Here is a 25,761-nt window from a genome sequence, read left to right as displayed (position 1 = left end):
TTAGGAACTTTAATTACCTAACTCTTTTCGCTTTGCTCGGTTGGTAAGATATAAGGCTAACAGTAACTCCCACAAACAGATGATCACTGCAGGGTCTTTGTCAAAACTGGCTGCGGTCTCGACGGCGCCAAGAAACAGTGATTTATTCATCCACTCGTAGGGGCTTGGTACGGGCGCTTCAAAGCTTATAGCGCTGCACGTGTAATTATTATGTGATAGGGCACGGGTCAACCATGGTTTTGTTATGCACTAAAATTAGTAAAGCCGTCAGTTGTTTTACTCACATAGCGATCATGGTGCGCGGTTGTGGAGAATAAACTCCCTGAAAGGTATTTTATTGAATGATACTGGTTTGAGAGCACCTTGGTCTTAAAACAAGGGAAGTCTCTTAGTTTCTGGTCCATAAGATTTAAAAGTGTCGCCACCATGGAGATTTTCTTTGTATATCATTTTGTGACTTTTCACAGAGCTTTTTATTCATATTGCTTAGCTGAATATAAAAGCATGTAATAAAGATAATAAGACTTAGCAGTAAGCCTATGGAAAGCTTTGCGATAAGAGCGACAAAAACAATGAACGCTATTACTGTTGCAAGTTTGATAATGAATTTCATACAGTCATCTTGATTCGTAAGTTAGTTACTTTTAGGTTATATTGTTTTTGATAATTAACTAGATGGTGTTTTTTGAACTATCTGTTTAGTGGGGCTAAACAATTGACTGTCGATCTATCTCTTATTCCTATTTTTGTCACTGTTGTTGATACTGGTTCATTCACCGTTACGGCTAGCCAATTTGGTCTTTCAAAAGGTGCTGTAAGCCAAAAGGTGAGTCTGCTTGAAAAGCAATTAGGTAGTAAGCTTTTAAATCGCACAACCCGTAAACATAGCTTAACTCAAGCTGGTGCTGCTTATTACGATTACGCAAAGCAGATGGTTAATCTCACTAAGCTAGGGCAAGATGCTTTAAATGAATTATCCAGTGAGCCAAAAGGGTTACTTACAGTTAGTGCACCAATGGAGTTTGGGCGTTTGCACGTAATGCCGCTCATAAACGATTTTTTATCTTTATATCCCAAAATTTCAATAGAGTTGAGCTTAGATGATAAATTCACAGATCTTGTTCAAGGACAGGTCGATTTATCAATTCGTATTGGTGAGTTGGAAGACTCGACCTTAATAGCCAAAAAAGTAGCTGACTGCCACAGTGTGGTATGCGCTTCACCAGACTACTTTATAACTCATGGAAAGCCATTAGCAGTTGCTGATTTAGCTAATCACTCATGCTTATACTACACATATTTTCAAGGAGGAACTCAGTGGCGATTACAAAAGCAGGGCTGTTGGTATTATGTAAAACCTGAGGGTGTGTTTAAAGCTAATAACTCTCATGCTTTATTACAAGCTGCAATAGCCGGCTTAGGAATTGTTCAGCTGCCTTTATTTTTAGCTGAACAAGAAATTACGAATAAAAACTTGTTGCCAATTTTAACTGATTACTCTTTACCTAAGCATAGTGTTTATTTGGTCACCCATGATAGAAAATACCGCCCTAAAAAGCTGACTTTATTAATTGATTATATAAGTAGTATATTTAGCCAGAAAAATTGGTAATTAATAATAGAATAGATAGGGCTCCTGTTAGCTGACCACATCAGATGACTATGTATCAGTGAGTATTAATCGAAATTGCGGTATCATTTGTGCCATATGAACTATCGCCGAGACTACCTTGAACTACTTAGCTCACCTTTATTTAGCAAAGCCTACTGCCGACTCACATTTTGGCAATTTGCTGGGGGATTTTGGTGGTCACCGACATTTAAACGACATACCTACACCGGTTAAAAATGCGCTAGATAATCATTATTTAGTCGATAAATTCACAGATACCCATCCTTTAGTTAAAGAAGCTAAACAGTACTTTTCGCCTAAACGTAGGCGCTTTGCGGGTGTGGCGATTGATGTACTGTTCGATCACTTTCTTATTCAGCATTGGCAACGCTTTAACGAGCAACCTTTAAGTGATTTTAAGCAAACCAGCTATCAGCTTTTGAATAAACGTATAATTGTTATGCCACCTCGCATGCAGCATGTTGTAAAGCACATGACGGAAAACGATTGGTTTAAAGAGTACGAAACCATTGAAGGGGTGGGACTAGCACTTGATAATATTGCTGCCCGTATTCGCTTTACCAACACCTTTACTAACGCTGCTGAAGATATTACCCGTCATTACACTGAACTCGATGCTGTTTTCTTAGCGTTTTTTCCTGAGTTGATTAAGCATGTTAAGCAACGAGGCCTTGAAAGCACTTAAGTGAGCATGGTTTGTAATAATTTTAAATTTTAATCGCTAATTTTGCTCAGACTTTAAGTTTAGTTTTGCATACTTTTTTTGTTGTTAGTTCACTTTTGTGAACATTGCATTAGGTTCGGGATGTTTTATATCTCTTTAGTGTACTTTTTGTTATTTAAGTTTACTTTAGTGTACTTTTTATCTTGTAGATATATTATAGTTTTGGTTCACTTCTATGAACGATTAATTTAAATAGTTGAAGGTAATGAGTAGCTTCAACTATTTGAAACAAAAGATATTAACCTCTTGCAAGAAATTGCACGGTTAGAGTTTTCATATTCTAACCATGATGAAACTTTTCCGTTGTCTGATATTAGGGATCGCGTTAATCAATATTGCAAAGATAATAACATCACGATAGATACCTTTTTTGATATTGTGCTTGTGCGACAAGATAATAATCATCATCACAATTAATGGATTTCCTTAATGGCTGGCGTAGGGCGTTTTATTTCAATAGAAACTTTTGCAGCAATCATCACCTGGGCGGTTGTGAGTGGCTCAGCAATATGGTTAATGCTGCAGTCTGATGGTTTTTCCGTTTTGGACTTAAGCGCCGTTGTTGTTTGCTTTTTAATTTTTATTAGCTGCTTTTTAATTGCCAATGCCGACTATGAAGTACGTTTAAATACGTTGTTAAAGCGTGGGTTGTTATTTGCTCAATATGCCGCTTTACTGATAGTAGCAATCTTTGTTCCTTATACCTACATTGCGATTTTAAGTACCATTTGGTGTGCTCAGTTGCCGTATTTTATGCGCTTAAGTTACGCCATTTGTTTATCATTTTTATGTTTGCTGCCACTGTTTTTAATTTTCAGCTTTTATTGGCATCAAGAAGGTAGCTTGTTAACTGGCATACTGTTTTGGACATTTAATTTGTTTGCACTGGTGGTAATGAATAGCACACGTAAAGAGAGTGTCGCCCGTGAACAGTCTGATGCACTAAATCGAGAGTTAATTGCTACGCAAACACTGTTAAATGAAGCCGCAAAACAGGCTGAAAGAGTCCGCATTGCACGTAATATTCATGACCTTTTAGGTCATCATTTAACCGCTTTGACTATTAATCTACAAGTTGCTTATCGTACTGCTGAAGGCCCTGTGCAAGACAATATTAAGCAATGCCATGATTTATCTAAATTATTATTAAGCGATGTGCGGGAGGCTGTGTCAGAAATTCGTGAAAAATCAGCAATTGAAATCACGCAGACATTACAAGCACTCGTCAGTAATGTTCCTCAGCTCACTATTCACTTGAATATTGTTGATGCCATTATGATAAATGATGTAAAAACAGCTGATACACTGTTACGGTGTACGCAAGAGTGCGTGACTAATACACTCAAACATAGCCAAGCGAGTGAGCTTACGATTAACCTTACTGATAAAGACAAAGTGATTTATTTGACTATTTTTGACAATGCGCATCATAACACTACCAAGTCACTCGTGTATGGTAATGGCTTAAAGGGCATTCAAGAACGGGTTAATGAACTCAGTGGTAGTGTTGATTTTGCACTCACACCGAGTGGATTTGTTACAAACATAAGGTTACCGGAGCCATTATGAAAATTCGTGTCATGCTGGTGGATGATCAAATGTTGGTGCGCTCAGGCATTAAAAGTTTATTGCTGCTCTCTGACGTGATCGATGTTATTGGTGAGGCCGCGGATGGTGACCAAGCGTTAACGCTGATTAAAGATATGCAGCCAGATGTTGTGCTTATGGATATTCGAATGCCCGTTAAGTCAGGCATTGATACCTTAAATGAATTGCACCAGAGCACGCAATGCAGCCACTGTCCTGCGGTTATTATGCTAACCACGTTTAATGATCATGAGCTTGTTGCTGGGGCCTTGCAGGCGGGTGCAAAGGGCTACTTACTTAAAGATGTGTCATTAGAAACCTTAGTTGACGCAATTGAGGTGGTGCATAGCGGTCAAACCTTAATTCAACCTGCGATTTCACAGCGTGTAGTACAGCACTTGACGACTAACGACAGTCAATTTGATAGCTTAAGCCAAGAGGCACTGACGGTAAAAGAAATCGAAATATTACGTTTTATGGCTGCTGGCTGCAGTAATCGCGAAATAGCTGAGGCTATTTATAAATCCGAAGGCAGGGTGAAAAACCAAGTGTCGAATATACTGGCAAAACTTGGCGTTAGGGATAGAACCAGAGCCGTCTTAAAAGCTATCGAGATAGGACTCATATAAAACCGCGACTAACCCCACCCACTTCACAAAAGCCCATTCACTTGCCGCATAAAACCCATTGCGATAAAAAACGTGACTTTTGGCACTCTCATCCCTGTTGGTAATTTTACATACTATAGATAACTGTTTTATTGAGGGGTTATTTATAATGGATGTTGTATTTAAAATTATTTTAGCAGCGCATATAGCCATAGGTATTTGCGCGTTAACTTTATTTTGGTTTCCTGCGTTTAGTAAAAAGGGCTCGCCGCGGCATAAAAAATTTGGCAATTGGTATTCTATATCAATGTACGGTGTTGTTATTTCGGGTATTTTAATGGCATCACTGTCAATATTGATCCCTGAGCTGGTAAAACCGGCCGCTTTTACGGCTGATGTTGACAACAGTAAAGTACGCGAAAGTATTGTACGGTTTGCGGTATTGCTTTTGCATTTGTCTATTTTGACTTTAGTGGCAGTGCGTTATGGTAAACTGGTGCTTACAGCTAAAGTCGATCGGCAACGCCTCAAAAGCCCTTTTCAGTTGTTGATAACCGGTGCTTTATTAATGAGTGGCATTGCTATTTTTTGGCGCGGTATGATTGATCAGCATATCTTAATGTTGATATTTGGGCCGTTAGGCATATTTATTTCGCTGACAAATTTACATTTTACCTTTAAGCGTCAGATTAAACCTCGCGATTGGCTCGTTGAGCATTTAGGGGGCTACATTGGCTCGGGTATCGCGGCCTTTACGGCTTTTCTTTCCTTTGGCGGTAGACACATATTTGCCTCATCAGGGTATTTGCAATTGGCGTTTTGGATAGCGCCCGGAGTTATTGGTGTGTTGTTTATTTTTTTCCTTTCTCGTAAATATGCAAACTAACAATAGGGGAATACATGATGAAACACGTGGTGATTTTTACCTTATTGTTAACGACCTTTTGCTCAATGGCAAAAGCGACTACAGAAATCGATAAATTGAATCAACAAGCCATAGCACTTATTGATGAGGATTTAGATGCAGCAGAGTCATTAATTAATAAGCTACAGCAAGAGTACCCGAATAATCATTTAACGTTATTTTATTGCGGCAGAATTATGGGCAGGCAAGCTGGGCTGGCATTTTTTAAAGCCCTGAGTTATGCAGAAAAGTCATTGGCCTGTATGGAAAAAGCCGTTTTATTAGCCCCAGATAATATAACTTACAGAAAAGGTTTAGTTAACTTTTATCTAGGGGCGCCAGCGATTGCGGGTGGCAGTGAAGAACGTGCGTTTAAGCAAGTGGAAGAAATAATGTTGCGTGATAAAACACAAGGCTTTATTGCTGAACTCGCCTTCTATAAGCAAACAAAAAGTAGCAAAGAGCTGGAAAAAAAGCTTCTTAGTTTTGAGCAAACCCCAGCAAACGTGGCGTTAATCGCTTATGAATTAGGGCTGCTCTATCAACAAAATAAGGACTTTAACAACGCCCATCAGCAGTTTTTAAAGGCGCTAAACAATAGCGATGCTATGAGTTCATTAAAATTGAATATTTTATATCAGCTTGGTCGCAATGCGGTGTTTAGTAAGACCAATATTCAATTAGGTATTGAGGCGTTAACTAATTACAGTAAAAGTGAATTAAATACCTCTTTGCCTAGTTTATATTGGGCTTACTACCGGCTCTCGCAATTGTACGAACTATCTAATAATACAGAGGGTTATAATAAATACCGACGTCTTGCTAGGAAAACGGATGATGAGCAATTAATTAAATTATTGAAGCGCTGAAAAGTGGCATAAAAATAAAATGGGGCAGGCCAAGTGTATTAACATATACCTGTCCTGTTTTATCATTTTAATCATCAGGCCCTTTTAGGGTGAAAACTAAATGTTTGCGCATATCTTTTAAAATCACGCCTTTTTTTAACATTGCCCCGCTTAAACGCTTTTGCCACTTTAATAGGTCGGGCTCTGCCGCTGCTAATGCTTGCTCATTTGCAAATTGAAAACACATTAGCAAAGAGCCCGGAAATAAGTGGTATTCCACATCAAACCAGCATTGCAACATGCCAGGCATATCAGCAAGGGCTTGTTTTTCTATCGTATCAGCAACATTGAGTACCAGTGCTTGTTGTTTTATTTGCACTGCAGAGAGTTTTTTCATCGTAGTGATCCAAGTTAGAGGCTAAAAATATAGCCATAAAAACCGATTATAACCGAGCTTGTCGACTGCCAACAACTTTGATTGTGGCTTAAATTAATATCAGGTTAAATCGCATTTTAAATGCTCTGTGGTCAGTTAACTAACTCTACTAATGGTTATTGGTTTCGGTGTATGTAATGCGTTGTAATAGATATGCGCTGTTTTATGACTTATCTTTTTATCGCTCATACACAGGCAGGAAAGCTGCTTTTGCTTAAACGGAAACATTATAAAATGAGGGAGAGTAAAATGACCAAGGGATCACAAGTATCTTCTGTAAAACCATACCTAGAATGGCAAGAAAACCAGCCTACTGGGGCGCAGTTCGGGATCTTATCTAAGCTGCATGGTACATGGGTAAATTGGCAAGGTGGGCCGAGAGGATTACATACGACATGCATGCCATCACCGGGCACTTCCTCGGAAACAATCTTTGGCGTTTTCCATTTTAAATCTCAACAATACCGAGAACAACTTAAGTTCACCTGCGTGAATGCGCCTGTTCGCAACCGTGGAGGATCTAACGAGCAGTTTAATGGTGCTGTAAAATATGAAACGGCGATTATTGATAATGACAACGTGCTACAGCATTTTGAAAATGGTATGTATTTATGGTTGGGCGACAACACTATGCCTTGGCAAGCAGATAGCCCCGAGCAAAACCCACCGACTATGTTTAAACACTCATCAAGCGCAGAATCGGTAAAGGTTGATGCCGCGGATCCTGTTATGGGCGCTGGAGAACTTGGGCTACAGTTTGTACCTCCACACTCTATTTCTCGTTCAGGGGTGATCCCGCATGGTACTACCATTCATTTAACTGGCAAGGTTGCACACAGTAGCAATGAGGGCGTTGCTCCACATATTAGCGACTTGTGGCAGCAAGCGTCTTTATCGATCTCACCGACAATGGGAATGAATCCTGAGCGAGATTTAATCGCAGGCTCGCGCGAAAAACCGAAGTGGACAGCGCTCCCGCGTGAAGACCAAGAAGATGGCGGGCTTAATAGTGCGCGCGCTTACTTTCAGCGTATATTTAATTATGATCAATTTGGTGCTAAATACCCTTATACAGTGCAACCGAACCTACTGCTTACTGATGCCAATAAAGATCTTAAATTCAAGAAATTTGATTTAATAGAATTAGACTCACAACACGACACTGGCGTGCAAGGAGCAACCGTTAATAATGTGATGATTGAACGCTATTGTCGAGTTGCTCGGATGCGACATCGTATGTGGTTAGAAGAACTGGAAGTTGAAGATGAAAATGGCAAGCTCAAGGTGATAGAGCAACTGCAATACGAGCAGATAGTCGACTTTGAGTTCATGTTTGGTTCAAGTGGTGAAACAACGTTGTGGCCTCATATTCAGGTCAATACGCTGCGTCGATTAGAAGATATACCGATTGATAAACAGCTAACACCAATTAAACTGCCAGAAGAAGCTGATAAAGGCGCTGAAGGCGTCCCTGAGCCAGTGGTTCGCAATATGAAACACACACGTGAGTAAGCGGCGTGCAATTCAGCTGGATTATTATTAATGCAGCTGAGTCGATTGTATTAGTCGTTAATAGCTTAGTGCAGCAGCTGTAGCTCTTGGCTTGAATGGTACGCTTATGTGTTTACTGTAGCGCCTCAAGGTTTTGAAAGCTGTAGACTTTAATGCCCGTATTTATTTTTATGATATTAACTCGTTGTGGCTTTATGTCATTAATATATTTAAAAAATAAGGTGTGGGTAAATAAATATACCTGCTGATTATTAATCAGCAGGTATATTATGCTCGTACCGTGAGGTTGTTTTATGCTACGCCGCTTATTTAAAGCGGGTTTAAACCTAGTTTTTGTAGTACAAGTTTAAAGTTAGCGCGACGCTCTTCAATCGCATGTACTTCACCACTGACTGGGCAATGATCATCAGGGCAACCACGATTTACTATGCCAGATACAGCATCAACAAACGCGGTGCCTTGCAAGCCGCCATCAACATACTTTTTCAGCTCGGCGTGATAGTTCCAATCGGCGTATGGGCCACCTTCATTACTGTATGCTTGTACTGAGTTTACCCAAAAGAATAAACCGGCAATCCACTTAATTTCTTTGTGCTCTTCTGAGCTACATACCAGCCCTGGGTTTGAACATAAATCTAAGTCGGCATATAACGGGCTTTCTGGTGCTGGAGCGACGGTTGTGCCATCAATAGTCGTGCCTATGGTATCTGGGTCAACATGTGAGCGGCCAACAAAGTGGTTTAAAGTACCGAAGTTTTGGCGACCTGTGGTTTGAATTACACCACGACCCCACCAACCACAGCCTTGCACACTGTCATCACTGCCATCCCAAATAAAGTTGCCCGCTTTTTGACCGACATACTGCTGACACTCGCCGCGTTCGTAAACCTGTTTAGAGGTATCGATTGCGGTTGGCACAGTATTACAATGACCGGCATTGGTCCAACGACCAACTTTACCGTTAACTAACAGGCCTTGCTCGGCAAGTACTGCATCTGGGGCAACAAAGATTGGGGCTGGTGCACCATACCATTTAGCGTGTGTGGTGGCTGTTTGTTCCATTTTGTCATCACGAGGGCATGAGTAAGGATGGTCGTTGCCTGACACTGGATGAGTACCGTAATCAGCATACTTTTGGCCTAATTGGCCACAGCTTGCGGTCATAGGGTAGTCGACTGCTGCGCCGTATTTTACCTCAGACCAATTGTTCTCGTCACAGGCATCGAAACGTATGGTTTCTTGCATACTTTGTGATAAAAATGCTGCAATCGCCACTTTAGCGTATAGTGCATTGGTGGCATCGTCAGCAGTGCTGTCGATTAACCAGAACTTTTCGCCAGCTACACCCACGTTATGCATTGAGTTTAGGCCAGTTAAAAAGTCAGCCCACTTATAGATAGTTGACGGTACCCAAGTTGAATTAGGTGTCTCGTATAAGAATACTTCACTATCCATCACTGTTTCAGCATTAGTTAAGTCACTATTTAGTGAAGCTATACTGGTCAGTGATGTCACATTTGCTGGCGTACCAACATAGTACAGCGGCACAGGACTGCTCTGATAACGGGTTATTTTATTTGTTAAATCAGCACTGTCAGTATCAAATAAGATAGCAAATAGATTACTGTGTGCGGCTTTACGAATATTGCTTTCGCCTAGGGTGTTACCCATAAAGTAGGCTGTCGCTTGCGCGCTAGGCACTGATGATAGTATGGCAGGTGCTTGCACAAAGTCAGTGACTTGTTTAACAAACTCTAGCGCGTTGTGCCACTGATCGCTGGTTAAGCTCGCTGAACTACTTGATTTAGTAAAGGCGATAAAGTCAGCTTTAGACGCGCCTTTATACAGCGAGAGTGTATCTAGTAAATCAGCCGTTGCTTTTGACGCAGCATTCCATACTGAGCGCTTACCCGAATGGCTATCAAAAGCAAAGTCACCAATGCTTAATGACCAACCAAAGGTCGCATTAGGTGCGAGTGCCGTCATAATCAAGTTTTGAGCCTGCGCCCAACCCATGGCGTCATCGGTTAAGGCGTCAATATCCGCAACGTCGATACTGCTGCTTTTATTTGTTGTCGCTAAGGCGTCAGTTAAAGCTTGTTTAACACTTATCGCGCCTAAAGATAGCCCTTTATCTAAGGTTATATTATCAAGTACATCACTTTGTAGCATGATAGACGTAGTGCCAGCTTGTGCAGCTTGCGTAATTGCTGCAACAAAATCATTGGTAAGTTTAGTGACATCAGTTAAATCAGCACTGTTAATTAGATCAACAGTAAGATGGGCAGGCGCCGTTGAGGTAGGACTTGCAACAACAAAGTCACTTGGCCAGCCTGGCATTTTTAAGCTGACAGGATCTTTTGCATTCGGTAATGACAGCAGTGGTGCTGTGCCTTGCTCGGTGCCATCACAGTTTACTGTCCAGTTCCACGTATCATCGCTACCAGGGCGTGAAGATGTTTCCCACTTTGCCGTATAGGCAATATACTCATCATTAACGAGTATATCCCCTGCTTTTGCTACGCTTCCCGGCGCCCAAAGCGTGTAATCTTTGCATAACACTCCCAGTTTAGGATCTGTCGGCTCTGTAGGCGTTGTTGGATCAGTTGGATCTGTAGGGTCTGTTTCATTGCCACAGACATGTTCAAAACCCCAGCTACCATCACTACCTGGAATTGAATTTGTATACCATTTAGCTTTGTAAGCACTGCCTTCATGTTGCATTAAATCACCAGCATTAGCATGACTAGGATTGCCCTGCCAGTCTACTTGCGGGAAGCTTGGGTAGGTATTGATGCCGTCACAACTTGCGGCAAAAGCGTTGCTTGAAATAACAGCGCTAGTAGCAAGTGATACAGCAATAAACGTTTTGCTGGGTTTAAACCCAATCAGGGTGCTCTTCATTTTTACTTTCCTTACTTTATTATTTTAGTGCAGCATTAGCGAGTTGATAACTCAGCTTTTTGCAACTTTCGGTTATCATTTTTTTAACATTGCAATGAAGTTAGCACGCAGTTGACAGCGCTGTCAAATTCATTGGTAAATAAAATAAAACCGCTACAGAATAAGTTTTCATTATGATTTACTGTTATTTTGTTGATATTTAATAATTAATTTATCGGTGTTTGGGATAGGGCGACATGCATGACGAAAAACTTATTTTCTGAGTAAGTGTTAATAAATATGTAAATTTAATTAGGGGTTGGGATAACAGTAAGAGTTTAATTGCTAAGCTCGGGTGGTTTAATCTTATGGCTTTGCTGGTGATAGTAATGCTTAGCTATCTGTGTCAACAGTTAACCCCAAATTGCTTGCTTTTTGCTCACTGGTCACTCAAAGTTTTAGTTTATAATTGCTTTCACAGTTTGTTAAAAATAGTGTTATATTTGTGTTTTACATTAAAAGTAATAAAATAATACAAATCAAAATTAACAATCAGGTTGAATGATGACAATACAAACAAATAGCCCATTAGTAGAGCAGCGTGCCGACCCATTTGTGCATAAGCACAGTGATGGCTTTTATTATTTTACAGGTTCAGTGCCAACCTATGATCGCATTGAGCTGAGAAAATCAAAAACATTAGATGGCCTTAAAGACGCAGAAACGGTTGATGTTTGGTTTAAGCACGAGAGCGGTCCTATGAGTCGTCATATTTGGGCACCTGAGATCCATTACTTAGACGGCAAATGGTATATCTATTTTGCAGCCAGCGAAGAGGGCGATATTTGGGCACTGCGCCCGTACGTGCTTGAATGTAAAGGTCAAGATCCACTCAATGATGAGTGGGTTGAGCTGGGTATGATGCAAGCAGCAGAGGGCGACGATAAGTCATTCACTGATTTTTCATTGGATGCGACTATTTTTGAAAATAACGGTAAGCGTTACTTTTGTTGGGCTGAAAAAACCGGTGGTCAATTTGCTGCATCTAACTTGTATTTAGCAGAGATGGAATCGCCCATTAAACTAAAAACAGTGCAATTTATGCTCACAACCCCTGATTATGACTGGGAACGTGTGGACTTTTGGGTGAACGAAGGCCCAGCGGTATTAAAACATAATGGCAAAATATTTATTGCATTTTCAGCCAGTGCCACAGGTGCATGTTATTGTATGGGTTATATGGAAGCCGATGAAAATGCAGATCTGCTTGACCGTAACTCTTGGACTAAAACACGCATGCCAGTGCTTGAAACCGACGTTGATAAGAAGATTTATGGTCCAGGTCATAACTGTTTTACTGTCGCGGAAGACGATGTAACACCGTTATGTGTTTATCATGCACGTGATTACCAAGATGCCGTTGGTGAACCAAGTGTTGTGCCAAAAACAGACACTCGCCCGCTTGAAGAGATCGTAAAAGATCCGCTTTATGATCCAAACCGCCATGCCCGTGTATTTGCAGTGAAATACGATGACAACGGCAAACCTGTATTTGAGCTATATTAATTACGATTAGTGAAGGTAAAGCCACTGATTAGTGGCTTTACTCTTATCGTTTAAGCTCTTTTTAAAAGCGAGTTGTGTAGGTTAATAACAGGGAAAAGCTGATTTGCAGTTTTAAAGTGCAACTAAACTTTGCTCTAGCATTGCTTTAATTTGCTTCACTATTTTTGCTTCTGTTGCAGGTTCAAACTGTGCGATACGCGGCGTGTGGATATGCCCTGTAGGAATGTCCGAGTTTAACTCGTTCCGCAGGCGAATACTGCGGTATGATATTTCATTCGATAAGTAGCCACCCCCACCGCCTTTTACGGCAATGGCATCTTTTAACTCTGCGAGAGTTTGCGGCGCAAAGGCTTTTTCAAGGGTAATTACGTTGTGATTATCATTTATCTTAAATTGCCCTTGGGCTTGCTGCATTTGCGTAACGGGCAAGCTGAACTGCACAAACTCACTGCCCGGCAGTGGGCGGTCATTTAAGCTTGGAATAAGCGGCGCTGTTTGTGTGCCACCGTAAACAATATTGGCGTTATCGGGAGCGGTTACGCTGCGGCGTTTACCCGGAAAGCGTTCAAGGTCAAACTCTTTACCACCCATACTCACAGTCACTATCATGTCTACATTATTAAGTGCGTAATAGGGCGCAAGCAGCTGTTCAATAATACCTTGATCAAAATCTTCATAACGCACGGGTACCATCACAGTATTGATTTCGGCTGTGATACCTTGGTAACTGATCACTTGGCCATCGAGTAATAATGCGGCAACACCGGATGGATTACTTTGATTGATATTTTTATCCAGTAAAAACGGGTCAAATCCAGTTAATAAGATCTTTTTATTGGTGTTTTTAGAATAGGCTAAATCGGTGCGGCCACGGCTGCCGTTTTCTAACATCGTTAACAGCGCATGCTGCTCTGTTGTTGTAAGTGGAAAATCAGGGGTAGTGGTGCGGATCACTTTGCTTGACAGTAACCGTGCCCAGTAAAGTTCGCGATCATCATAGCTTTTACTTGCTATAATGCGCTGTTTCGCAGCGAGCCATAGTTGGCTTGAATAATCATGGAGTAAGTCGGTTGCCTGCTTATAGCTTTTCACATTCTTCCAGCTTCGCTCAAATTGAGCTATATCCTCAGAAAATGCAGCTAAAACTTGCGGTATCGCAGTGCTGGCTTTTTCAATACGCTGCTCTTCAACCGTTAAGTTAGCGCTTAAGACACTGAAGGAAGATAATATTAAACTCGTTGTTAAAAGTTGTTTGATCATGGGGGTCCTATTATAGTCAGCTATAGCAATCTGGATGCAAAGGCTACTATCTTATGTATCTTGCGCGAGCGCAAATAAATACGTTGATTAGGGCTTTAACTCTCATCTTTAACTTTTAATCAGCCTCTAGAGCCTATTTTCATAAACTGCTATCCTTCACTTATTAAGTAGTAACCGAGTAAACACTATGATCAACGATAACGATATAATCGACACCCTTGAAGAGTTAGCAGCATTTTTACTACTGGTTGATAAGGGCGGTTTGGGTTTAAAGAACGTAGCGGGGGTGGCTTTAGCGACCAATAACAGCAATGGCCGCCCGTTTGTAGCGGTACTTGATGATAATCATAAGTTGTTGTTAGGTCGTTGGGTAACGCAAGATGTGTTTGAAAACGGCAAAGAACTGGTCCGCCAAGGGCCAAAAAAATTGCATTAGGGATAACTTAAATCTGCAGCTATCCTGAGCCTAACTGATCTTTAACGGGCCTATGGCAAGTAAATTCCACACAGTTAGCGTTGAAAAGAGCCGCTGGAGATAGATTTATTATCCAGCGTTCAGGTTACTTAGCTGCATTTATCTAAACACATCCCAGAAAACCTTTGCTAAACAATCGACCTTATAGAAGTACAGACTCTAAAGTTGCAGGTGAGAAAGAGGGCAGTTATTTAAAATAAAAAGCAAAGCAGGTAAATAAACGATGTTACCTGCTTGATTAGAGTGAAAATAAAACGTTATTTTTTCAGTTCTGGCTCTTGTAGATCTTTAAAAAGATCCCCTTGCGGATTGTCTCCTTCTGAGACATCGTTATCTTCTTCATATTCATCATCCACGTCATCGACCACCAACATTTGGTCGTGGGCAGTGGTTTCTTCGATGCGCGGATCCATGGTCGCGGCTAGTGGCGAATTGGTAACATCAGACGTCCCGACCACGTAATCACTCGACTCTGGTTGCTCTACTTTTTGTTTTGAATTGATGAAGGTAAGCAATAAATACATCACCACTGTTAATATAGCAAGTGACGCATATAAAGCTTGATGGCCAAAATAACTCATGATCTGCGCATTAGCGGTTGAGCCAAGCGCAGCTCCCGCGCCAAAGGCAACTAGCAGTGCAGAGGATACGCCAACGCGTTCTTCATCTTCAACCCGGGAGTTAGCTAAAGCCGATGACAATGGATATAAAGTAAAAGCAAACAAGCCGAACATAAATGTCAGTATAAAAGCCAGTGTTTGCGAAATAGGCAGTAAAAACAAGGCAAGACTGACCACGCAGATGGCGACTGCATTACTACGTAATAGCACACTACGACGTACTCGGTCAGATAACATACCCATCGGCCATTGTGCTAATAAACCGGCTAAAATAGTGGCAGACATAAAAATGGCGATTTCAGATGAATTAAAGCCTGAGAGCTTGGCAAAGGTAGGCGCAAGGCCGTAAAAACTGCCATTAATAATGCCAGCAAAATGCACCGCAGTCATAGATTGCGGCACTTTTTTAAAGTAATCAAACACGCTTACTTGAATCGGCTTTAATGGTTTTGGGTGAATTCTACGAGTGATTGAAATGGGAATAATACCAATAGCCAGCGCCATACAGACTAAAAAGAGTGGTGCATAGCCTAGCTCAGGAAATTCAGCTAAGGCAAACTGGCCTAAGATGGTGCCTAAATATGAGGTGATCATATAAAACGAAAACACCCGCCCACGTGACTCAGGGGCCGCTTGTTCGTTAAGCCAGCTTTCCAGTACCATGTAATTACACATCATCCCAAGGCCCACGCAAAGTCGCAGGCCAAGCCAGACATAGATGTTATCGCTTACCCCATGTGCCGCCACACACGCTATAACAGCGGCAGTACTGGCGGCAAAGGTTCGAATATGGCCGACCGATTTTATAAGGTGATAGCCAAGCTTAGCCCCCAGTAATAAGCCTAGGTAGTAGCATGAGGTCATCAAACCTATCCACAAGGTTGAAGTACCATGCTGCCCTAAATAAAGGGCTAAATAGGTGGTAAGTAAGCTGGTGCCAATAATTAAGAAAAGGTTGGCAAAATATAACGAAGGAAATGATTTCATTTATATACAAATTATATGCTTGGACAACTAGATACTAGAATAATCAGAGGAATATTCCAAGTAATAAACACCGCCGTATTCGTAAGCGTATTCAGTTAGACAAACTTTGCTTGAGCAATTACCATAGCCGCAGAATGATTTTTACAGAGTGTTATTATGTCGTTACCTGCTTGTCCTAACTGCCAATCTGAATACGTTTACCAAGATCAATCGTTACTGATCTGCCCTGAGTGTTCACATGAATGGGACCCCGTTAATGATGCATTAGAACATGCAGTTATTGTTAAAGATGCAAACGGCACGCTATTGGCTGAAGGCGATAAAGTCACTGTGGTTAAAGATTTAAAAATTAAAGGCAGCTCGCAAGTAATAAAGATTGGCAGCAAAGCGGTGATCCGCTGGATCAAAGATGCAAAAGATCACCAACTTGATTGCAAAGTTGATGGCGTAGGCGAAATGATGGTAACGGCAAAGTTTGTGAAAAAGGCCTAACGAGTTTTTATAACTTATTTAAAGACCTCGGCATGATTTAACAATAGCTCGAAAATTGAAATGGAATTTAAATGTGAGTAAGCAAAACGTACTGAGTTACTATCGCGATTGCTACAAAGAAGATAGCGCTGATTTAAATCTATGGGATTTGAGTAAATTAAAAAAACAAGATCGCTTCGTACTAGAAGGAAGAGATGACTTAGGATCGGGGTTTTTAGCCCGGCTGCCAATACCGCAACAGTTTGCTGAGCCAATGATGAAGCGTATTGAGGTTTATCAACGCGAACGTGTTTTGTTATATGTACGATTTATACTGGTTGCTAAACTTGAGATAAAAGGTGAGATAAAACAAGTTGTTTCACCGATTTTATATAATGAAGCCGCGATAGAAAAAGACAATGATGATTATTATTTTTCGGTTATTGACTCTCAACCTGAAATTAATGAATCACTCACCCAGTTGTTAATGCCTGAAGCTGAACTTCTTGATGAAACAGCAGATATCCAGTCTGCTTACTTTTGGACCTCATTACTAAAACAAAGTCCCGTTGCGTTAAATGTATTAACGCTTTTAAACTACCCAGAACTTGCCAATTTTGATGAAATAAAAACAGCCATAAAAAGTCGCACCGCAACACTGTTACCTGCGTCAATGTTGGTGTTTGTGGAGCGCTCAACCAGCAGTCGAGGGGTACTCCACGAGCTTGAAGAAATAACGGCCTCAAAAACGCTTCCACCCCCAATTAGCGCTTTAATTGCAGGTGATGCGCCGCTCAAAAGTACTAAAGCGTTAAAGTACGACTACTTACCCGGCTTATTGTCTGCACCGCAAAAGAAAGTTATTTCGATCGCTGCTAATGCGCATTTAGGCTGTGTGTCAGGGCCACCTGGTACAGGGAAAAGTTATACAATTGCCGCGGTTGCAGCTGAGCACATGGCGCGTGGAGAATCAGTGCTCATTGTCGCAAATAATGACCCTGCACTTGATGTGATTGCCGATAAGCTGAATGAAAACTTTGCGTTAAGTGAAGTATCAATTCGGGCTGGACAAAAAGAGTTCTTAAAAAAACTAAAAAATTATATTGCCGACTTATTGTCTGGGTATTTAGCGGATGAGCAGCAAAAAGCCCCAGCTATTTTTGAAGCAGAACTAAAAGCTCAAAATGCGTTACTCGCTGATTTAGAACAACGTTTTGATAAGTTTTGTCGCAAAGCGATAATCCGAGGGCAACGCCTTAAAAAGCTTGAAGATAAAGATATGCAATGGCTAAGCAATTTATATCTCAAGTGGGCTCAGCGCAGCATTAAAAAGCTAGCCAAACAGTGGTCTGCTTTAGATCAAATTAATAAGCAACAAACTAGTCGAGAGTTGTTGGCGAGTCGCTATTTAACCGCGTTAAAAAATACTAATTTGCGGACATTAGTTAACACTCAGCGAAAATCGTTGCAGGCTTTTAATCAGGCTATTCGCAGTCGTACTTCTAAAAGGCAGTTTGAGCTGTTTGATAATATAGAATACTCATCATTGCTAGCGGCGTTTCCTGTGTGGTTAGTGAGTTTGAATTCGCTGTATAGGGTATTACCCTTAAAGCCGCAAATGTTTGATTTAGTTATTATCGATGAAGCAACACAGTGCAATATTAGCAGTTGTTTACCGGCACTTTATCGTGCAAAACGAGCGCTGGTGGTTGGCGATACAAAGCAATTAAGGCATTACTCTTTTTTAGCAAAATCAAAGGAGGCTCAGCTGCGCGCGAAGAATCAACTGTCACTCTCTAGTGAGGGGGTTGTTAGTTATCGTGATAATTCAATTTTAGATTTAACATTAAATGCGCTCAATAGCGATCAGCAATTAGCCTTTTTAGATGAACATTTTAGAAGTAAACCTGAGTTAATTCATTTTAGTAATCGCTATTTTTATCAAGCAAAGTTAAAGGTAATGCAACATCGCCCATGTACCAGCAGCGGTAATTTATTTATACAGCGTGTTAATGGGGAAAGAGATAAAAATGGCGTCAATCAGCTCGAAGCGAGTGCTGTGATCGCGAGCATAAAGCAGCAAATGAGTGCTGATCGAGAAACGGGTGTATATCACAGTATAGGGGTTGTTTCGCCATTTCGAAGCCAAGCAGATTTTATTGCTAAGCAAATAGACGCCCATTTCAGTGAAGCCGAAATTATTAGACATAAGCTAAGAGCCGCCACCCCTTTTGGATTTCAGGGGGAGGAACGCGATATTATATTGATCTCTTTTGCGGTGGATAATAATGCAAAACGTGCGGCAGTATATTTAAATAAAGCAGATGTTTTTAACGTGACCATAACGCGGGCAAGACAAACACAGCATTTATTTTTATCCATCGATGAAGCACAGTTACCAGAACATTATTTATTAAGGCGTTACTTAGGTTCGATAAGTGAGTTTGCAGCCGCTCATACATGTCTATCCGATATAGATGACTTTCAACGCGATGTAATACAAGAGCTGATGAAATTACAGATAGAAACATGGCCTGGTTATGCTGTTGCGGGTACTGAGGTTGATATTTTATGTCGTTATCATGGCCGGTATTTAGCTGTTGATCTAATTGGTTACCCCGGACCTTGGGCTGACTTTTTTGAATTAGATACTTACAAACTATTTAATCGCGCCAATATTGAAATGCTACCTATAAGTTATGGTTTATGGGTTGTCGATAAAGATACCTGTATACAAGCAATTGTTGCTAGGCTGAAGGGGAGCGCCCATAAGCCTTAATCGCTATTGCGTACTGATCTCTTTTACCTCTGCAGTGTCGAACTCGTTTACTGCTGCGCTTGATTGACTGACGCTATTTTTCTGTAAGGCGATATACAGATCTGAGTGTACGTAGATGCCTTCTTTACCGGATGCCATACCGGCAATTTCAAACCATGACAGGAGTTGTCGTTTTCTGCCTGCTATTTCCAACCTAATATCACGCTTTTTAAAGATCACGTCTAAATCGGCGAGCATGGCCATCACGCTTAAATCTAAATGGGTGAAGCAGGGCACGGCGTCGATAATAACACAGTGGATGTCGTCTTTTTGCCGCGCATATTGCTCTAGCAAACGACGTTTAAAGTAACCGGCATTAAAGTAAGTTAACGGAGAATTAAAACGATAAATAAACACTCCTTGTACTGCTTTTGCTTTATCAGTGGCATCAAGGCTTCTTACAACACCTTTAATATCAACACCTAGTATATTGTCTGTTGGGCGCATTACGGTACGAATAAACTGAAATAAACCAAGTAATACCGCTAAGGTAATGCCTGGTATTACGCCAATAAATAGCACGGCAAACAAAGTTGCCAAGGCAAGATAAAAGGCATGTTTATCTTTACGTTTTAATTGCCAGACGGCTTTTAAGTCTAATAAGTGGACAGAAGCAATAATTAGCACAACGCCTAATGCTGCACTGGGGATAAACTCAAGCGGTGCTGTTAAGAACAAAGCAATGATGGCGATGATCCCCGCTGCAATGATGGATACTAATTGCGTTTTACCGCCGGTGGCATCATTGACTGCGGTACGAGAATCAGCACCACTGACAGCAAAACCTTGTGATAAGGCCGAGGCAAAGTTAGCAATGCCTAAGGCTCTAAATTCTTTGTCGGCATCGATGTCGTAGCCATTTTTAGCGGCAAAGCTGCGAGCGGTTAGCATCATACTAACAAAGCTGACGATTGCTAAGTTAAGTGCCGGTACGACAAGCTCACGAATAACACCAATATCATAAATAGGCGTATTAAACACTGGGAGGCCACCGGTTACAGTGCCAATAGTGTTGATATCAAACTGCTTTAAATTAAAAAGCCACACAAGTACGGCGCCAAATGCGATAGCAAACATGGATGCCGGCCAAGTCGGTTTAAGCCGTTTCATGGCAAAGTAAACAGCAACTGTAAATAACGCCATCAATAAGGTTGGGATATGGGTTTGTGCTAAATAGGTGGGTACGCCACCTAATCGTTCGAGCAAATATTTATCATCGAAGGTAAAGCCAAATACTTTAGAAAACTGACCAACAATAATAGTAATGGCAACCCCGTTCAATAGGCCCATTAAGATTGGTTTAGATAAGAAGTCGGCCAGTACCCCTAATTTAAATTTGCTGGCAATTAAGCACCAAAAGCCAGTCATGGCGGTCATAGTGACAACCAATTGCCAATGCTTAACAGTGTCGCCAGCGGCAAGAGGCGTGACTACAGCGGCAATAACGGCGCAGGTTGCTGCATCAGGCCCAACAATGAGTTGTTTCGAGCTACCAAACAGGGCATAAAGTATCATTGGTAATATGCATGAATACAAGCCTACGGCGGCATTTACGCCGGTAAGTTGTGCGTAGGCGATCGCAACCGGCAAAGCAACAGCGGCAACAGATAGCGCGGCTCTTACATCATCCGCAAACCACTTTCGTTCGTAGTGAAATAACGTGTTCAGACCCGGCATAAAATCATACAAACGCGACAGCACACTCGTTTCCTTGTTAATAGTAAGCACATCTGGATAGTAAATTTAATATACTAACAAGTATAGCTCCCGGGCTGAGGATTTTTTAATAAATAGCAGATACTTAGGCTTATAACTGCTTTTGGTTCAGTGTTAAGTATGATGAAAAAGTTTAAAGGTGAGCGATATTAGATGGTTGCTGTTACCACAAGCCAATTTCATACTAGATGGTGATTAAGGTAAAACCAGTTCAATATTCATTTATAGTTGCTGGTTGTATGATTATTGTGCGATCCTGTTTTTGTTGGCTGCCAATTTTTGCGTTTACTACGCTAACGAAAACTTATTATGGCAACTTAGCAACTACTATACGTTTGTCTTATACCCAGAATCTATTTATGTGTGAATATGGCTTTTGATTTCAAATAAATACTTAATTGTAATTGGCAGTATAATTACAGTTTTTACATTGTTACATGTGGGGAAAAATGAGTAATTTAAGTCTGAAAAACAAGCTGTTGCTATTAGCTATTTTGCCGCTCACGCTGCTGTTAATTAGTTTAATGGCCAGCTCATATTATTTAGAGTATCAAAATCAACAGCAAAATTTTGTATCGTTTAAAGCAAAATTAATTGCTGACAAAGAAAGTTTATTAGCAACTGAGGTTGAGATAGGCCGCCAAATAATTAATTACGAACTAGCCAAAGGGACGAAAGAAGATGCAAAAAATGCCTTGCGCGATCTCACTTTCGGTCAAGATGGTTACTTTTTTATCTATGATACAAAAGGCGTTAGTATTTTCCATGCTCTATTGGGTGATGCAATTGAAGGGCAAAATAAAATAGCCATGACCGATCCCAACGGGAAAAAAATAGTTGTTGGGTTACTTGAGCAAGCAAGGCAAGGTGGTGGTGCTTTTTATTATGATTTTCAAAAGCCTAATACAACGGGGTTAGTTGAGAAAATGGGTTACGCCGCGATGGTTCCGGGTACAGATTGGATGCTCGGAACGGGTGCTTACATGGATGATATTGAAGCTGAGCTAACCAAGTACCAAGCAACAATCCAAGCGCACATGAATGAAAAAGTAACGACCCTGTTATTAATTGCATTATTTTGGGTGGTGTTGACGGTGTTTTTTGCCTTAATTGCGGCAAACAATATGGTAAAACCAATTCAAAATATGGTGCAAAACTTGGATGATATTGCAAAAGGTGAAGGTGATTTGACTAAGCGCTTAGAGGTGCATAGTAACGATGAAATTGGTCAATTGGGTAATTCATTTAATGTGTTTGTTAGTAAACTACATAGCATTATCGCCAATGTGGCAGATGTAACCCGTGATGTAAAAGATTCATCAAATAATATCAATACACAAACACAGTTAATTGAAAATCAGTTAGTAAACCATAATCATGAAACTGAGCTGGTAGCAACGGCGATCACCGAAATGTCAGCAACATCTCAGGAGGTCGCGCAAAATACCACGCAAGTAGCGGTATCCACCCAATCAGCCACGCAAGATGTTGCCAATGCTCAACAATGTGTAGATGTTTCTTTAGAAGAAGTTTCAAATTTAATGAGTGAGATCAATCAAGCTGCTGAACAGGTTAACTCATTAAGTGAACAATCTAAAAAAATTAACAGTGTACTAAGTGTGATCGGTGGCATTGCTGAGCAAACTAACTTACTGGCCCTTAATGCCGCTATTGAAGCTGCAAGGGCAGGCGAGCAAGGTCGTGGCTTCGCGGTGGTTGCGGATGAAGTGAGAAGTTTAGCCAGTCGTACACAAGAGAGTACGTTAGAGATTAATGAAATGCTTAATGAGTTACATACGCTAGTCACGGCTGCAGTAAAGGCAATGTTGGCAAGCCAGCAAAGCTGTAATCGCTCAGTTGAGTCATCTCGGGCAATTTCGGAAAGTCTAGGAGCGGTTACCAGCTCGGTTACCACTATTAACGATATGAGTACGCAAATAGCCACTGCTGCTACCGAGCAAAGTAGTGTAACTGAGGAAATTAACCGTAACGTTTTTGCGATTCAAGAAATAGTTAATGAGCTTACTCGTTCCATTAAAACAACCTCATCAGTTAGTCATCACTTAGCCGGTCGAGGGGAGAGCTTAGGTGCTTTAGTAGGTCAGTTTAAGATCTAATATAAGTCAAAAGTGGCGGTATTGTTGTTGATCAGTCATAAATAAAGATCAGGCTTTAAATAGCCTGATCTTTGACTTTAAATATAAATCAGTCAGCTTAAACTGCACTGAAAATCGCGAGATTAACTGCTGAGTTTACCCGTTGACGATTCTAAGTGTGCACGCACAAACCATTGAAACTGCTCTAAATCGGCAAGTTGGCTAATAAGCATATCCTCAGACACCGGATCGAGCTCTGACAGCTTGCCAATCGCACTTCGGTGATCGCCATTAATCCCATTGTATACTTTATCAAGCGCAACTAAGTGATCTTTTACTAAGCCCTTACCAAGTGAGTAATCGTGCCACGAACGACGCTCAACTATCGATTTTGGAGTACCAACGGGAACTCCGCCCAGTGTAGCGATTCGCTCAGCGATGGTGTCGGTCATTGCTCTGATCACCTCAACCTGAGGGTCGAGCATTTCATGCACGCCAATAAAATTAGCGCCAACCACATTCCAATGAATATGTTTTAGAGTCAATTGTAAATCGAGCAGTGCGACCATGCGGTTATCAAGTGTGGCAATGGTATTTTTTGCAGATTCTTCATTCATACCTGGGGCAGTAAATTCAGCGATTTTATTTGTTTCGTTATTGTTACTCATTATTCCTCCTGCTTTTATAAGAAATGTTCACAGCGTCTAATAAAGTCTATGAACATGCGTTAGTTTATATAAAGCAATGGCTGTGCCGATAAAAATTATTTTTTAAGTTGCTGATATTTAAATGTTTATGTGTTTTTTTAAAGTGGGTGATGAACGCTTGCTTTGAAATGCCCTGAAAAATATGCACTTTTTTGTAAAATCTGCAAAACAAAAGCTGCTGTTACGTGTTAACTAATTGCTTATTCTTAATAATAACTGTGATGCAGGAGTGTATTGTCATTGTTGATTAATCATCAGTTACATATACTCAACTCATCTTGTTATTAAAGGAGCAGTGCATGTTGAGATTTTTTTCTATCGAGCAGGGTGTGATCAAAGAGTTAGAGCCTTCATCCGATACCTCCCTTGAAGCATCAATCAGAAATGCACACTGGATTGACACAATCAATCCAACTGAAGATGAGCGAAACACGCTTGCAAAAACGCTCAATATAACTTTTCCTGAGTCAGGGGATGTGCAAGAGATTGAAGCTTCATCGCGATGCTTTATCGACAATGAAGGCTTGCATGTGCATGCATTGTTTATGTCGCCAAATGAAGGGCGTTTTAATACGGTAACAGTGGCCTGTTTACTACAGGATAATTGTTTGCTGACCATTCGCGATGACGAGCTGGCTGACTTTCGATTGTTACGCTTAAGAGCACGTAAAGGTCAAGTAATGTGTGACACACCAAAACAGTTATTGGTTACCTTATTTGATCAAAAAGTCGAAAATCATGCTGATATGCTCGAGGATATGCATCATCAGTTAGAGAAACTCAGTGCGTATGTACTAGAAGAAGAAGACTCTGATTTAGAAGAAGCGGTCAGTCGTATCGCGCGTTTAGAGGATGCCAATGGTAAAGTGCGTTTATGCTTAATGGATACACGACGCAATATTTCGTTTTTAATACGTCGTTTAGGTGTACAGAACGAGGATCGCGAATCACTACGAGAAATTGTACTTGATATAGATACTCTTATGTCTCACTGTACGTTTTTGTTTGATAAGGTAAATTTCTTGATGGATTCAACGCAAGGCTTTATTAATATTGAACAAAATCAAATTATCAAAACCTTCTCGATTGCCTCGGTGGTGTTTTTACCGCCGACCGTAGTAGCCAGTGTGTACGGGATGAATTTCAATAGTATGCCTGAGCTGCAATGGGAATGGGGTTACCCATTTGCAATTGGCATTATGTTGCTATCGGGCTTTGCACCTTATTTGTTTTTCAAACACAAAGGCTGGTTGTAGCCGTATGCCAAGGACTACTTGGCATATACGAGTTTATATTTATTTGAGACGGATAGCGGTGTTATTATCACTTTGCATTAAGATAATAAAGCGGCCGCTAGGCGAACAAAGTCGGACGAGGTAAGGATACCCACAAGTTTGTTTTGTTCATTGAGCACTGGCATGCAACCATGGCGGTTATCAACAAAAAACCGAGCAACATCTTGTAGTGGTTGCGTTGCTAGCACAGTGGCAAAATCGGTTGCCATGATAGTGTCTATCTTGGTTTGTTTTTCCTTTCGTTCAAGTGCGCTAGGACTGTAATTAGCCATAATATTCATCACTTGGGCAATCATGATTTTTTGTGTCAACATACCCACTAGTTTGCCATTGCTATCAATTACGGGAATATGGCGAATATTTTTTTCTTTCATTAGGTTATGTGCGTCGTGTAGGGTGTTTTCTGCACTTACGGCAAATGGATCTGAAGTCATTAAATCTGCAACTGTTTGGCTCATTTTTGCTCCCGTGAAATCACTAACCAGAACTTTGGTTAAAAAGGTTTACTAATAATAGCTACTGGAGACAGATTGATTATCCAGAGCTCATATTATTATTTATTCTAGCCTGATTTTTTCTTATTGCACTTTATCAAGATCAAGGCTTTGGTTTGTT

The 25,761-nt window shown here is 40.8% G+C and carries 21 protein-coding genes; 13 read left to right on the top strand and 8 right to left on the bottom strand.

Features of this window, described 5'->3' with window-relative positions; translation table 11 throughout:
* Positions 1-9: 9 nt before the first annotated feature.
* Positions 10-150, bottom strand: coding sequence for a hypothetical protein (locus ACMVDV_RS08920; protein WP_416157867.1), 141 nt, complete (start codon positions 148-150; stop codon positions 10-12).
* Positions 151-685: 535 nt separating this feature from the next.
* Here ACMVDV_RS08920 and ACMVDV_RS08915 point away from each other — a divergent pair.
* From ACMVDV_RS08915 to ACMVDV_RS08890, 6 genes are all read left to right on the top strand, one after another.
* On the top strand, positions 686-1,612 hold the full coding sequence (locus ACMVDV_RS08915; RefSeq protein WP_416157866.1) for a LysR substrate-binding domain-containing protein: 927 nt from the start codon (positions 686-688) through the stop codon (positions 1,610-1,612).
* A 118-nt stretch (positions 1,613-1,730) separates the two neighbouring features.
* Positions 1,731-2,318, top strand: a complete 588-nt coding sequence (locus ACMVDV_RS08910) for an ACP phosphodiesterase (protein ID WP_416157865.1) — start codon at positions 1,731-1,733, stop codon at positions 2,316-2,318.
* A 468-nt stretch (positions 2,319-2,786) separates the two neighbouring features.
* The gene (locus ACMVDV_RS08905) at positions 2,787-3,926 is read left to right on the top strand and encodes a sensor histidine kinase (RefSeq protein ID WP_404340785.1); all 1,140 of its coding nucleotides are present in this window, start codon (positions 2,787-2,789) and stop codon (positions 3,924-3,926) included.
* Entirely contained in the window at positions 3,923-4,573 is a 651-nt protein-coding gene (locus ACMVDV_RS08900; RefSeq protein ID WP_416157864.1) for a response regulator, read from the top strand. Before ACMVDV_RS08905 ends, ACMVDV_RS08900 begins: the two co-directional genes overlap by 4 nt.
* A 148-nt stretch (positions 4,574-4,721) precedes the next feature.
* A complete protein-coding gene (locus ACMVDV_RS08895) occupies positions 4,722-5,438 on the top strand; it encodes a hypothetical protein (RefSeq protein ID WP_416157863.1) in 717 nt (238 codons plus the stop codon).
* Between the two features lie 14 nt (positions 5,439-5,452).
* Entirely contained in the window at positions 5,453-6,325 is an 873-nt protein-coding gene (locus ACMVDV_RS08890; RefSeq protein WP_416157862.1) for a tetratricopeptide repeat protein, read from the top strand.
* A 67-nt stretch (positions 6,326-6,392) separates the two neighbouring features.
* On the opposite strand, the gene ACMVDV_RS08885 is transcribed toward ACMVDV_RS08890, so the two are convergent.
* Positions 6,393-6,701 (bottom strand): hypothetical protein, encoded by a 309-nt coding sequence (locus ACMVDV_RS08885; protein WP_304182211.1) that lies wholly within the window; start codon positions 6,699-6,701, stop codon positions 6,393-6,395.
* Between the two features lie 288 nt (positions 6,702-6,989).
* Here ACMVDV_RS08885 and ACMVDV_RS08880 point away from each other — a divergent pair, with 288 nt between their 5' ends.
* The gene (locus ACMVDV_RS08880) at positions 6,990-8,252 is read left to right on the top strand and encodes a peroxidase, FMP-type (protein ID WP_416157861.1); all 1,263 of its coding nucleotides are present in this window, start codon (positions 6,990-6,992) and stop codon (positions 8,250-8,252) included.
* Between the two features lie 309 nt (positions 8,253-8,561).
* Here ACMVDV_RS08880 and ACMVDV_RS08875 read toward each other — a convergent pair whose 3' ends face one another.
* Positions 8,562-11,156 carry a cellulose-binding domain-containing protein gene (locus tag ACMVDV_RS08875; protein WP_416157860.1) on the bottom strand — a complete coding sequence of 865 codons (2,595 nt, stop codon included), beginning with the start codon at positions 11,154-11,156 and terminating at the stop codon, positions 8,562-8,564.
* Positions 11,157-11,699: 543 nt separating this feature from the next.
* Here ACMVDV_RS08875 and ACMVDV_RS08870 point away from each other — a divergent pair.
* Positions 11,700-12,701 (top strand): family 43 glycosylhydrolase, encoded by a 1,002-nt coding sequence (locus ACMVDV_RS08870; RefSeq protein ID WP_416159076.1) that lies wholly within the window; start codon positions 11,700-11,702, stop codon positions 12,699-12,701.
* 111 nt (positions 12,702-12,812) lie between these two features.
* On the opposite strand, the gene ACMVDV_RS08865 is transcribed toward ACMVDV_RS08870, so the two are convergent.
* Positions 12,813-13,961, bottom strand: coding sequence for a hypothetical protein (locus tag ACMVDV_RS08865; protein ID WP_416157859.1), 1,149 nt, complete (start codon positions 13,959-13,961; stop codon positions 12,813-12,815).
* Positions 13,962-14,148: 187 nt separating this feature from the next.
* On the opposite strand from ACMVDV_RS08865, the gene ACMVDV_RS08860 reads away from it, so the two are divergent.
* Positions 14,149-14,397 (top strand): hypothetical protein, encoded by a 249-nt coding sequence (locus tag ACMVDV_RS08860; protein ID WP_416157858.1) that lies wholly within the window; start codon positions 14,149-14,151, stop codon positions 14,395-14,397.
* A 296-nt stretch (positions 14,398-14,693) separates the two neighbouring features.
* Here the strand turns inward: ACMVDV_RS08860 and ACMVDV_RS08855 are convergent, their stop codons facing one another.
* Positions 14,694-16,043 carry an MFS transporter gene (locus ACMVDV_RS08855; RefSeq protein WP_416157857.1) on the bottom strand — a complete coding sequence of 450 codons (1,350 nt, stop codon included), beginning with the start codon at positions 16,041-16,043 and terminating at the stop codon, positions 14,694-14,696.
* Positions 16,044-16,199: 156 nt separating this feature from the next.
* Here ACMVDV_RS08855 and ACMVDV_RS08850 point away from each other — a divergent pair, with 156 nt between their 5' ends.
* A complete protein-coding gene (locus ACMVDV_RS08850) occupies positions 16,200-16,535 on the top strand; it encodes a zinc ribbon domain-containing protein YjdM (RefSeq protein ID WP_304182217.1) in 336 nt (111 codons plus the stop codon).
* 73 nt (positions 16,536-16,608) lie between these two features.
* Complete coding sequence (locus ACMVDV_RS08845) at positions 16,609-19,293, top strand: DEAD/DEAH box helicase (protein ID WP_416157856.1); 2,685 nt, start codon at positions 16,609-16,611, stop codon at positions 19,291-19,293.
* Between the two features lie 3 nt (positions 19,294-19,296).
* Here the strand turns inward: ACMVDV_RS08845 and ACMVDV_RS08840 are convergent, their stop codons facing one another.
* A complete protein-coding gene (locus tag ACMVDV_RS08840; protein ID WP_416157855.1) occupies positions 19,297-21,033 on the bottom strand; it encodes a SulP family inorganic anion transporter in 1,737 nt (578 codons plus the stop codon).
* Positions 21,034-21,497: 464 nt separating this feature from the next.
* On the opposite strand from ACMVDV_RS08840, the gene ACMVDV_RS08835 reads away from it, so the two are divergent.
* Positions 21,498-23,165 carry a methyl-accepting chemotaxis protein gene (locus ACMVDV_RS08835; RefSeq protein ID WP_416157854.1) on the top strand — a complete coding sequence of 556 codons (1,668 nt, stop codon included), beginning with the start codon at positions 21,498-21,500 and terminating at the stop codon, positions 23,163-23,165.
* A 122-nt stretch (positions 23,166-23,287) separates the two neighbouring features.
* Here the strand turns inward: ACMVDV_RS08835 and dps are convergent, their stop codons facing one another.
* On the bottom strand, positions 23,288-23,812 hold the full coding sequence (gene dps, locus ACMVDV_RS08830; RefSeq protein WP_416157853.1) for a DNA starvation/stationary phase protection protein Dps: 525 nt from the start codon (positions 23,810-23,812) through the stop codon (positions 23,288-23,290).
* Positions 23,813-24,150: 338 nt separating this feature from the next.
* Here dps and corA point away from each other — a divergent pair, with 338 nt between their 5' ends.
* Positions 24,151-25,107 carry a magnesium/cobalt transporter CorA gene (gene corA / locus ACMVDV_RS08825; protein ID WP_304182221.1) on the top strand — a complete coding sequence of 319 codons (957 nt, stop codon included), beginning with the start codon at positions 24,151-24,153 and terminating at the stop codon, positions 25,105-25,107.
* Positions 25,108-25,184: 77 nt separating this feature from the next.
* Here corA and ACMVDV_RS08820 read toward each other — a convergent pair whose 3' ends face one another.
* Positions 25,185-25,604: an HPP family protein gene (locus ACMVDV_RS08820; RefSeq protein ID WP_304182222.1), complete on the bottom strand. Its 420-nt coding sequence runs from the start codon at positions 25,602-25,604 to the stop codon at positions 25,185-25,187.
* Between the last annotated feature and the right edge of the window lie 157 nt (positions 25,605-25,761).

Source organism: Pseudoalteromonas sp. ASV78 (genome assembly GCF_047806705.1).
Classification (GTDB): domain Bacteria; phylum Pseudomonadota; class Gammaproteobacteria; order Enterobacterales; family Alteromonadaceae; genus Pseudoalteromonas; species Pseudoalteromonas prydzensis_A.
Note: the sequence above shows the minus strand (reverse complement) of the source record. Positions and strands in the feature narration are given on the sequence as shown.

Excerpts from the sequence above, each read along its gene's own strand:
- ACMVDV_RS08900 (WP_416157864.1), top strand. The coding sequence starts at position 3,923 with ATGAAAATTCGTGTCATGCTGGTGGATGATCAAATGTTGGTGCGCTCA.
- ACMVDV_RS08850 (WP_304182217.1), top strand. The coding sequence starts at position 16,200 with ATGTCGTTACCTGCTTGTCCTAACTGCCAATCTGAATACGTTTACCAA.
- ACMVDV_RS08820 (WP_304182222.1), bottom strand. The coding sequence starts at position 25,604 with ATGAGCCAAACAGTTGCAGATTTAATGACTTCAGATCCATTTGCCGTA.
- ACMVDV_RS08890 (WP_416157862.1), top strand. The coding sequence starts at position 5,453 with ATGATGAAACACGTGGTGATTTTTACCTTATTGTTAACGACCTTTTGC.
- ACMVDV_RS08870 (WP_416159076.1), top strand. The coding sequence starts at position 11,700 with ATGACAATACAAACAAATAGCCCATTAGTAGAGCAGCGTGCCGACCCA.
- ACMVDV_RS08855 (WP_416157857.1), bottom strand. The coding sequence starts at position 16,043 with ATGAAATCATTTCCTTCGTTATATTTTGCCAACCTTTTCTTAATTATT.
- dps (WP_416157853.1), bottom strand. The coding sequence starts at position 23,812 with ATGAGTAACAATAACGAAACAAATAAAATCGCTGAATTTACTGCCCCA.
- corA (WP_304182221.1), top strand. The coding sequence starts at position 24,151 with ATGTTGAGATTTTTTTCTATCGAGCAGGGTGTGATCAAAGAGTTAGAG.
- ACMVDV_RS08875 (WP_416157860.1), bottom strand. The coding sequence starts at position 11,156 with ATGAAGAGCACCCTGATTGGGTTTAAACCCAGCAAAACGTTTATTGCT.
- ACMVDV_RS08835 (WP_416157854.1), top strand. The coding sequence starts at position 21,498 with ATGAGTAATTTAAGTCTGAAAAACAAGCTGTTGCTATTAGCTATTTTG.
- ACMVDV_RS08865 (WP_416157859.1), bottom strand. The coding sequence starts at position 13,961 with ATGATCAAACAACTTTTAACAACGAGTTTAATATTATCTTCCTTCAGT.
- ACMVDV_RS08905 (WP_404340785.1), top strand. The coding sequence starts at position 2,787 with ATGGCTGGCGTAGGGCGTTTTATTTCAATAGAAACTTTTGCAGCAATC.
- ACMVDV_RS08885 (WP_304182211.1), bottom strand. The coding sequence starts at position 6,701 with ATGAAAAAACTCTCTGCAGTGCAAATAAAACAACAAGCACTGGTACTC.
- ACMVDV_RS08860 (WP_416157858.1), top strand. The coding sequence starts at position 14,149 with ATGATCAACGATAACGATATAATCGACACCCTTGAAGAGTTAGCAGCA.
- ACMVDV_RS08920 (WP_416157867.1), bottom strand. The coding sequence starts at position 150 with ATGAATAAATCACTGTTTCTTGGCGCCGTCGAGACCGCAGCCAGTTTT.
- ACMVDV_RS08880 (WP_416157861.1), top strand. The coding sequence starts at position 6,990 with ATGACCAAGGGATCACAAGTATCTTCTGTAAAACCATACCTAGAATGG.
- ACMVDV_RS08895 (WP_416157863.1), top strand. The coding sequence starts at position 4,722 with ATGGATGTTGTATTTAAAATTATTTTAGCAGCGCATATAGCCATAGGT.